This window comes from Sporanaerobium hydrogeniformans (genome assembly GCF_002735925.1).
Taxonomy (GTDB): domain Bacteria; phylum Bacillota; class Clostridia; order Lachnospirales; family Cellulosilyticaceae; genus Sporanaerobium; species Sporanaerobium hydrogeniformans.
In genome coordinates this window covers 183,332-193,425 of sequence record NZ_PEDL01000003.1, presented here as the reverse complement: position 1 = coordinate 193,425, position 10,094 = coordinate 183,332, and the positions used below count along the sequence as shown (strand labels likewise).

7 protein-coding genes, 1 pseudogene and 1 CRISPR repeat array are annotated in these 10,094 nt (G+C 34.6%); of the genes and pseudogenes, 1 reads left to right on the top strand and 7 read right to left on the bottom strand.

Annotated features, from left to right (window positions below):
• Window positions 1-47: 47 nt before the first annotated feature.
• Window positions 48-1,261: a CRISPR direct-repeat array (repeat unit 33 nt; unit sequence ATTTCAATCCACGCACCTACGTGAGGTGCGACT).
• A 170-nt stretch (window positions 1,262-1,431) separates the two neighbouring features.
• Genes cas2 through CS063_RS05645 form a run of 7 tightly spaced genes read right to left on the bottom strand, consistent with a single transcriptional unit; the run spans window position 1,432 to window position 8,945 of the window.
• Window positions 1,432-1,722, bottom strand: coding sequence for a CRISPR-associated endonuclease Cas2 (gene cas2 / locus CS063_RS05675; protein ID WP_099448717.1), 291 nt, complete (start codon window positions 1,720-1,722; stop codon window positions 1,432-1,434).
• An 8-nt stretch (window positions 1,723-1,730) separates the two neighbouring features.
• A complete protein-coding gene (gene cas1c / locus CS063_RS05670) occupies window positions 1,731-2,765 on the bottom strand; it encodes a type I-C CRISPR-associated endonuclease Cas1c (protein ID WP_099448716.1) in 1,035 nt (344 codons plus the stop codon).
• Window positions 2,766-2,784: 19 nt separating this feature from the next.
• Window positions 2,785-3,429 (bottom strand): CRISPR-associated protein Cas4, encoded by a 645-nt coding sequence (gene cas4, locus CS063_RS05665; protein ID WP_099448731.1) that lies wholly within the window; start codon window positions 3,427-3,429, stop codon window positions 2,785-2,787.
• A 20-nt stretch (window positions 3,430-3,449) separates the two neighbouring features.
• Entirely contained in the window at window positions 3,450-4,313 is an 864-nt protein-coding gene (gene cas7c, locus CS063_RS05660) for a type I-C CRISPR-associated protein Cas7/Csd2 (protein ID WP_099448715.1), read from the bottom strand.
• Between the two features lie 16 nt (window positions 4,314-4,329).
• Window positions 4,330-6,096 (bottom strand): type I-C CRISPR-associated protein Cas8c/Csd1, encoded by a 1,767-nt coding sequence (gene cas8c / locus CS063_RS05655; RefSeq protein WP_099448714.1) that lies wholly within the window; start codon window positions 6,094-6,096, stop codon window positions 4,330-4,332.
• A complete protein-coding gene (gene cas5c, locus CS063_RS05650) occupies window positions 6,093-6,743 on the bottom strand; it encodes a type I-C CRISPR-associated protein Cas5c (RefSeq protein ID WP_099448713.1) in 651 nt (216 codons plus the stop codon). The genes cas8c and cas5c overlap by 4 nt, the downstream gene beginning before the upstream one ends.
• A 12-nt stretch (window positions 6,744-6,755) precedes the next feature.
• Window positions 6,756-8,945, bottom strand: a complete 2,190-nt coding sequence (locus CS063_RS05645) for a CRISPR-associated helicase/endonuclease Cas3 (protein WP_099448712.1) — start codon at window positions 8,943-8,945, stop codon at window positions 6,756-6,758.
• Window positions 8,946-9,347: 402 nt separating this feature from the next.
• Here CS063_RS05645 and sigK point away from each other — a divergent pair.
• A pseudogene (gene sigK, locus CS063_RS05640) lies at window positions 9,348-10,008 on the top strand (RNA polymerase sporulation sigma factor SigK).
• The last annotated feature ends 86 nt before the right edge of the window (window positions 10,009-10,094 follow it).

The following is a 10,094-nucleotide window of genomic DNA, read 5'->3' as shown; positions in this document are numbered from 1 at the left end:
GTGAGGTGCAACACTCACTTGCATGGAATTTAATTTGTCAAAAAAAAATTTCAATCCACGCACCTACGTGAGGTGCGACTAAATCTAGGAGATGTTGGTGGTGCATTAGCAGATTTCAATCCACGCACCTACGTGAGGTGCGACTTGAAAAAGTACCATAAAACTTTCTCTTAGTTTATTTCAATCCACGCACCTACGTGAGGTGCGACTATGCAAAATCAATTCTATTTTCCTTATACTCATATTTCAATCCACGCACCTACGTGAGGTGCGACATATCTGTTCCGCCCCCATACTGACTTCCATTTTATTTCAATCCACGCACCTACGTGAGGTGCGACGAAACGTTGGTCTGTGGAAATAACTTCTTCATCAATTTCAATCCACGCACCTACGTGAGGTGCGACTACGAATGTGTACAAGGTAATGTAGTTAAGTATAATTTCAATCCACGCACCTACGTGAGGTGCGACAATGTGGAAAGTCCTACATCAACAATCAACCTGGATTTCAATCCACGCACCTACGTGAGGTGCGACATGTGGACTTAGGATGCCAAAGGCAAAGAGAATTTCAATCCACGCACCTACGTGAGGTGCGACTGTATTACTTAGGAGAGGTTTCTAGTGAGTATATAATTTCAATCCACGCACCTACGTGAGGTGCGACAACATTGCCAAACCTATTAGATGTACAGTTCGAATTTCAATCCACGCACCTACGTGAGGTGCGACTTGAAGGATATGACAAATCCAGTGGATTTACAAGATTTCAATCCACGCACCTACGTGAGGTGCGACTGGGTGTTTATCAACGTCAACAAACCAAACTGCTATTTCAATCCACGCACCTACGTGAGGTGCGACTGCCTTACGACAATGCCCAAGATCATACTAGGAGAATTTCAATCCACGCACCTACGTGAGGTGCGACTTTTAACCCCCGAACAATATACAATTTTTGTATATTTCAATCCACGCACCTACGTGAGGTGCGACATTTTTAGCGGTAAACGAATGGGCATTTGAAGGATTTCAATCCACGCACCTACGTGAGGTGCGACTCTTGATCTCTTTTATTCCAAAGATCCTCTAATTCAATTTCAATCCACGCACCTACGTGAGGTGCGACTAATATTTGACTTGTATAACTTTATCCAACGTAATTTCAATCCACGCACCTACGTGAGGTGCGACCATAGCAAGGGACAATAAAAAAAGAAAAGGGGATTTCAATCCACGCACCTACGTGAGGTGCGACCGCAAAGCTAAAAACTTCTTGGCTAGTCTTAATTTGAAGTAACTAAATCGCATACTTACCTTTTTTTACTCTTTTAAGATAAACCATTTCTATCTTAATTGCTTCCAATATATTGACTAACAATATGCTGCGAAACCTCTAGTAATTTATGTTCACTTTACCTTCGCACTACTATATAATCAATACATCTTCCACATCAAAACTAGACTCTATACCTATATGTTCTACCTTTGTTCTTCCTTTATTACCTAGATTATAATAGCGTATGCTATCTTCTTTAGCGTCAATTACCTTGCTTATCTGTTCTTTCACCTTACATAGAGTGACACTATCTACAATACATTCAAATACGGAGTTTTGCACCCGCTGCCCATAATTCTCACAGATTTTAGCAACTTTTCGTAATCGTTTCTTACCACCTTCGCTCTGGGTAGAAACATCATATGTAATAAGCACAAACATTTATTCACCTACTTTACAATAAATGGAGGGTAATCTTCCATGTCTCCTCTAATGCATCTTGCCATAATTAATGCCTGTGCATAAGGAATCAACCCAACTTCAATTTTTTCTCCTAAAAAAGGATGCGTAATCATATCCTGTTTTCTTTTTTGCCAGTGAGTTAATACGACCTTTCTACTTTCATCATGAAGTAGTACTGCTCCATTTTCTTTTTCAAGAAAATCCTTTTCTGTAATCACACCTGTGTTAATAAGAGTTAACGCTACTCGATCCGCTAAATAGGGTCTTAACTCTTCCATCAAATCTAATGCTAAGCTGTTTCTTCCTGGTCTGTCCCTATGTAAGAAGCCTACTTGCGGGTCTAAACCAACTGTTTCGAGAGCTGAGGTAACATCATGGCTTAATAGGGTATATATAAAAGATAAAAGTGCATTCATTCTATCTAGTGGCGGCCGTTTATTTCTACCTTCAAAATAAAAACTATCTTTATTTTTTAATATTAAAGCATTAAAACAGTCAAAGTATATTTTAGCAGCTATTCCTTCTAGTCCTCTAATAGTATCTACATCCACATCTATAGATTTATTAACTTTTCCAATAATCTCTTGTAGTTGTTCTAAATTTGCTAGATAGTTTGTATCACATAACTCTAAATGTTCCCTTTTAAAACGCATCAGTATGCTTCGGCAATTAAGTAATTTCCCTAATACAAAACCTCTAGCTATATTGCCACTCTTAATCCTATGATCTGACAATCTATATTGCTGCTTTCTTAACAAGACATTACCACTTATTTTTCCATTTACCCTACATAAAAACTTACCATACTCTGTAACAAAAGATAGTCCTATTCCCTTTTCTGCACACATTGCCATCAGCTGTGGGCTTGACCCCTGATATCCAAAACATACAATACCCTCAAGATTATGCGTTGGAATACGCTTTACTTCTTCATCTTTAATCTTAATAGCTATTGTTTCACCAATCTTACTCAAATAAGCATCAGGATGCGTTACATATAATACATTAAGCATTTTTCGCATCGTATTTCTTCCTCTTTCTTTAGCATTTAATAGCTGTATCTATATATTTTTTTAGACTTTTTACCTTGTCAGAAAGGTTAGGAACGCATAAATTATAGAGTGAGCAATTTTTACATCGTGGTTCATACTTTCCTAACGGTGTCTTTTCTTTGGTATAATAGTGATACATTGTTTCTACTAAGTTTTTTACTTCTTCTCTTAAAGTAGTATCTATAATAACCTCTACTCTATGCCTTATCTTCCCATAATAAATGCTACCTTTATGTATTGAAATCTTAAACATTTCTTCAAGGCATATGGCTTGTGCACAAAGTTGAACAAGATCACTATTATTTTCCTTTGGTTGTCCATACTTATATTCCACTGGCTCAATTCTCCACTTGCCTTGTCTTCCTTTTAATATAATCCCATGATCCACTTCGTCTTCTTGCTTATGAAATTCAACAACATCTGCTATTCCTTTTAATTTAAGCTGATGCGATACAAGTGGCATGCTTCTAGAAACAATAAGTGTTCCTCTACTCTCTGTAAAGAAAGGGTCATCTGCTTTTTCATGCATGACTGTCCCACCAAAAGTTCTGGTATTATCTTCCCACTGTTGTTCAATATGTATGAGTCCCCATTGTCTAGGGCAAAAACAAAAGTGTTGAATGCCTGAAAGCATTAAATAATCTTCTTCACCTATCATAATTTTTCAATGAGGCGTACACCTGTTGGTACCTTTTCCAAATCTACAGTTACGCTGTAATCATTAAAATGACGTGCTGGTTTTTCTTCTTTTTTCTGTACCTTAATGGCTTCAAATAAAAGATGAGAAGGTGCATTGCCTAAAGCACTATCATGCTCAAATATATAGAGCTTACGTGTTGCCATCTTGCCTCTTGCCGCTGAATGGTCATGTTCAAAAAGATTCATAAGTGCTTCCCATAATACCTCTAAATCTTCTTCATCAAAGCCTGTCACCTTCTGAGCTAGATGGGCTGAAATATAGCCTTCCACACGATATAATCCATAAGGTACAATTTGTTTTCTTCCCATTTCATGCCCACCTTTAGCTTTTTCTTTTTCATTAGTGGTTGCTACACGTGTAATGGTTAATTCCTGAGGGATAATAGGATCAATACTTCTTGCAAAGTTGATTTGAATAGGCCCCCTAACTTGCCCACAATTTACCTTGGTCGTCATAACAGCACCAAATGCTCTAATATCAAAGAAATTTTTGCACATAAAACCTGTTAATTCTTTTGCCTGTTTTTCATCTTTAGGAAGTTCTTTATCTTTTGGTTCTAGTTCATATGCTTCATATGCTAAACGGTGTTGATCATTTAATAGAACCCCTTCCTTTACGTAAATATTAAAGCCTTCTTCTCCTTCTCTTGTTACCTCTACATAATTACGAATTTTCCTTTTAATACATACATCTGTGACAATACCTAAGCCCGTTTCTGGATCAATACGTGGCATATTGCCTGCATCTGGATCTCCATTTGGATTACCATTCTCTACATCAAATAACATTACAAACTCATATCTTCTTTCAATAGCCATCTTTACATTCCTCCATTTATCTATTTTCTTTTTTGGTATATATATATTGTTTTTGATGATAATATCCTAATATAAACAAGCCTTGGTCATCTAAGCTTAGACTCGTTGGAAATTCTTCTATCTTTTCTAAAATATCTTGACAAAGCTTATCCATGTAATAACTCCCATCTGATTTACTTACCTTTGCGATATGGCTTTGTGCTAATTTTAAAATAGCTGGAAATACAACTTTAGGATTGGTAGCTGCTGATGCAAAATAGCGTTCTCTGAGTCCAGTATTTCCTGCGTCTTGCTGTAATTTTTCTAAAACTGCAAACAACCTTCCTAAATGATATGCGGTGCTTATACTATTTTCATTTAATGCCACTGTTAATTCCCCCTCTTTTTCCATTAATTGATTGATTCTATACTTACGTTTAAGAAAAGCTTTTATATAAGATACCCTTGTAGCGTTTATACACCATTCATCTCCTGCTTCAGCTTTTATACGTATTAATAGATTTGTATAAACACCCTGTGGATAGGTACTCCCTTCTGTAATAGCTGTAAATAATGCATTTTGTGTCACCTTAGGTATATTCTCATTTTTTCCTTGAACTGCCATACTTTTTAAAATATCTCTTATTGCTACGATATTCTTAGCCTTATCTGATTTAACAAGATCCATATCTTCATAATGAAGCTTCATTTTTTCTGCAAAATGTCCAAAAGTATCTTGATACCAAAAACGTATTGAAAGGCGCGCCATATTGGGGGATAATCCCAATATATATACTTTTGTATCTTCTTCTCTTTCTAATATTTCTGCCCCTATATTAAGTCCCATTAAAACACGTTCTAGTATGTTCTTAGTGTGCTCTACTTCATTGTGTTCCATTTGAAGTTCTTTTTTTTCTTCTAGCTGTACGCCACTAAATAACCCCATAAGTACATCTACACTATTACCTGCTATTTCTTTTTCTGTCCAAAACACACATGTGGTATCACCTATAATAAGCCTATTCTTGTTACTAGCAATTAAGCTATTGAGTGCTGTGGTATACTTAAACATTGTTTCTTCTGATATAGGCGCATTATAGGCTTTTTGCACACCATAGGACTCAGCTGAACTCATATTAATACTCGATAAACTCGCTCCAGCTGCTTGAGCACCCATAACTCCTTTTATTAAAGTATGCTTATCGGCTATTTTAACATTGTCTTTTCCAGAAATAAGACACTGCCCTATAACCTTTTCTTTATCACTATTTTCTGCACTATTAGAGTATTTTTCCCAATAATCCCTCACCTCTAGATTTTCATGAATATACCCTTCTTCACCCTCTAATTTAAAAATCATCAATGACCCTTTATAACAATCATGACTTGGGGGAATAAGTAATTCTTCACCTTCAAATACTCTCATGAGAAACTTTTCTACTGCTTGTATTCCTTTATTTTTAAAATCTGAAAACACTTGCTGATGTTTCTCATACATTGCTTCTAAATAGGCTTGATATTGAACAAGTTTTCCTTTAGAGTCTGCTTCTTTACCCACTATATATTTACTTTTATCGCACAATAAATAGGGTTTAATCCCACTTGACCTACCATCTTGAAGTGGAACTGTATGAAATTGTCCTTTCTTTCCTTCTCTTAAATCTAAGATCGTTTTAAAATTTCCCTCCTCATCAATCACAATAGCAAAGTTACATAGAACCTTTGAGTAGCCAAAGGGTGCTACTTCAAAATGTTTATCTTGTACCATAATGTCATAACATTCTTCTAGTGCTTGTAAAATCAACTATTAACCCTCCTTTGTAACTCAGTAGGAATACGAATAACACCATTCTCTAACTGAGCTCTAAAAAATTCTGGTTTCATATTATCTTTAAAGTTAATATCATAAAGCATCCATCCTAAATCTTTTGTAACCTCTATTGGCTTATACTTCTCATCTTCTACTAACTCAAAATACGCTGGAAATTCTCTACATCCCAAATAGGGTTGATTAAAACATTGTCCTGCTCTTGCTCTCCTTAAGAAAATATTATAATGTTTCTCCGGTGTATCCATCTCTCCTGCTTGTGATGTCATTTCAAAATGTGCCTTAATAATATACTCTACATCCTTCAACAGGAGTGTTGCACGTTGTTGTCTATCCTTATTGCTATTGATGTAAATTGCCTTTTTCCCTTTTATGGCTGCATTAACATGAGCTGTAGACAATACAGAGCTTACTTCATTTCTTCTAATAGTAGAAAACGTAATAGGTTTTAAAACCTGTATCTCATCAATAATCCATCTAATTGCAGGCTTGTAGTGTATCGCTTCAATAATCCCCCTTGCTGCTGAAGGTGTTATGACATCATAGCTTACTCTTTCTACTTTCATTTCTGGTCTTGTAAAACATGCTCCATTTCCCCATACCCTTAATTTAACACCATACATTTTTAAGCCTCCTTAAATTACATAGTCAAAATCATCTTGCTCTTTCTTAATAACTAACCCTATATCTTCATTGTAAAACTTTAAATCATCTAATACCATTAAGGTTTCTTCTACTATTCTTAATGCTCCTTCTTCTTTTAACCCATCTAATTCATATCTTTTAACAGATATTGTATAGGAAGCAAGTTTTCTAACAATAGCTTGTACACTATGTGTAAATCTCACTTGTTCTAGCAGTTCATTGACAGACTCCTCATTAGGTATAATCAACGAATAGCCTTGATTGTCTATAAACTTAAAGTTTGTAGATATTTCTTCAAAATTAAATCTAATATCGTATGGGTTTTGTATACCATCAGTGCATAGTTGGAGAATATGATAATAGTCTAGATTTTGATGCGTTATATCAAATAGGTACGTAAAATATTTGCTTATACTAGGCAAATCTAGAAAAGCCTCTTCCTTATTTAAAATCATTTCTCCAATACCTGCAGTAAGGGCTAAATATTCCTTTCCGATATACTCTTCTTCTGGTTTAAATACATAAACTAATCCTTTAGCTAGTTTCCCTTCTCGATTACACCTTCCTGCTGCCTGTACAATAGAATCTATCCCCGTTATACTTCTATATACAATAGGGAAATCAATATCTACTCCAGCTTCTATAAGCTGAGTGGCTATTACCTTGCATGGTTTATCATCTTTTAGCAATTGACGTATACTAGATAATATTGTTTTGCGATGTTTTGGGTACATATTAGTACTTAAATGAAAACAGTTTTCTTCTCCTTCTAGGCGTTCAAAAATTTCTCTTGCGTGTTTCTTAGTATTAACAATACATAAAGCTTGTCTATCTGCTCTTATCTTACAAGCTATTTCTTCTATAGTCTGCTCCCCTAGATAATGCTCCTCTGTACGTTTCAATTCTTCAAACAGCTTGCTTGGATTTTCTATCATTTCTTCTACATTCACTTCTTCTAAGAAAAGTTTATTTTTATGATATTCTGGTTGTGTTGCACTACACAAAACCACAGTACATCCATAATTCACTACTAATTCATTAAGTGCCATTAGACAGGGTTTTATATATTTATTAGGCAAAGATTGTATCTCATCTAAAATAATAATACTTTGTGCTATGTTATGTAGCTTTCTTACCTTTGTAGCCTTATGTGAAAAGAGAGTTTCAAAAAACTGTACATTTGTAGTAACCACTATAGGCTCATGCCAATTTTCTTGAGCAAGTTGAAATTTAACAAGTTCCTCTTGTTTGTTGTACGGATTTTCATAATTGCTATGATGTTCTAATATATGCTCTTTACCTAGTACATCTGCAAATACACTTGCATTCTGTTCAATAATACTCGTAAATGGAATGGCATAAATAATTCTCTTTTGCTTATTAGCAACGGCATGTGTTAAAGCAAAACCTAAAGAGGATAATGTTTTTCCTCCTCCCGTTGGTACAGTTAAGGAATACATTCCTTTTTTTTGCCTTCCTTTATCTAAACAATTTTTTAATATACCTTTTCGTATTTGGTTCAAATGAGATTCTCTTGCATTTGCTGCTAATCTTGTCATATGCTGCTCATAACGTTCTTTGAGCGTTTCCATAGATGTATTGACAGCCATTGCTTTAGTGGCTTCTAGATTAGGGAAATCTTGTGCATCAATTCGATCAGCATCCACTAGACAAGATAATAAAAACCTCGTATAAAACTGTAAGGTAAAACCAACAAATTCCTCCTTTCCTCTTAACTGAAGCTTTAAATCTTGAGGGCTTATAGCTGGTAATACTCCTATTTCTTCTTTCCATGCACTTACATTTGTACTAGGTATTTTTAGTTGTTTACACATTCCCTTTGCTGGTGTTCCATAGTCATGTAATCCACTATGATGTCCATAAACAACATAAGTTAATAATCGGTATAGAGGATTCTTAGTATGCATATAATATTCTTCAAGAATTCTAGCCCCTGCATCTGCATGAGACACACGTATTTTTTCTCCTCGTATGCGCCTTTGAAAATCATCAGAATATTTCCCCACATCATGTAAATAGCCTAATATTGTACCAATTTGTGGAGCTGAAATAGGTTCTACAAAACCTTCGCACAATCTCGCTACGTTTTTTAAATGATCTTTTAAAAATTGATATACAATTTCTTCTTTCTGCTGAACTGATCTACCATAGTATTCCAAAATATCTCCCCTTAATGTTCTAAGATACTAAAATGGCTTCTTAATACATAGACTTTATTTTATTCTATTTCTCTTGTAAGAAATGCTTATTCATATTATTTATCATTATTAATAAATTAAGTGTTCTTATAAAGCCTAATTAATATACACTAGTTAATTTTATATATATTCTAAAATAATTAAATATTTATAATATTATACAGTATTTTGCAGCTATTGCCAATAATATGCATATTTTTTATATACCATTCTTTAAGGTGTTGGATACTTTCTGTAATTAATCCACTCATAAAATCTTACATAACCATCTGCATTATTATGAATTTTAAAAGGTACGGGCACCATTTCTACTTTAACTTCATACACTAATAATGAGCCCTTTTTTGTGGAGGTGTGCCTTATATGCTTCCTCTTTTTTGCTTTTCCTACTTTAGTAGCATCTCTTCTTTTCCTCAACCTCTCTCTTCTGAAGAAGAAAAATATTATTTGGAACGTTATGAACAAGGGGATGAAGAGGCTAAAAATATATTAATCGAACGCAATCTTAGATTGGTGGCACACATCGTTAAAAAATACAGCAATATTAATAATGATATGGACGATCTAATTTCTATCGGTACAATAGGTCTCATTAAAGGCATTACCTCTTTTGATCCTAGCAAATGCACACGCCTTGCTACCTATGCGGCTCGTTGCATAGAAAATGAGATTTTAATGAGTATCCGTTCAACACGTAAGCAACGTTACGAAACTTCCCTTCATGCACCTATCGGTATTGATAAAGAAGGCAATGAAATTAGTTTACTGGATATTCTATGTACGGAAAATGATACCATCTTTGATCAAGTAGACTTTGGTATTGAAATAAAAAAGCTTTACAATCAAATTAAACACCTTCTTAAACCACGTGAAAAAAAAAATTCTTGAGCTCAGATATGGCCTTAATGATGAAGAAGAAAAAACCCAGAGAGAAATTGCTGAAGAAATGGGAATTTCACGTTCTTATGTTTCACGTATTGAGAAAAAGGCAATTAAAAAACTATATAAAGAACTACTGAAATAGTAAAAAGGTCATCCTCTTTAAGCTAAGGATGACCTTTTTATTTATGAACAAGAGCAATAATCTCTTTAAATTTCTTTTATTGGGTA

Excerpts from the sequence above, each read along its gene's own strand:
- cas7c (WP_099448715.1), bottom strand. The coding sequence starts at position 4,313 with ATGGCTATTGAAAGAAGATATGAGTTTGTAATGTTATTTGATGTAGAG.
- cas5c (WP_099448713.1), bottom strand. The coding sequence starts at position 6,743 with ATGTATGGTGTTAAATTAAGGGTATGGGGAAATGGAGCATGTTTTACA.
- cas2 (WP_099448717.1), bottom strand. The coding sequence starts at position 1,722 with ATGTTTGTGCTTATTACATATGATGTTTCTACCCAGAGCGAAGGTGGT.
- cas1c (WP_099448716.1), bottom strand. The coding sequence starts at position 2,765 with ATGCGAAAAATGCTTAATGTATTATATGTAACGCATCCTGATGCTTAT.
- cas4 (WP_099448731.1), bottom strand. The coding sequence starts at position 3,429 with ATGCTTTCAGGCATTCAACACTTTTGTTTTTGCCCTAGACAATGGGGA.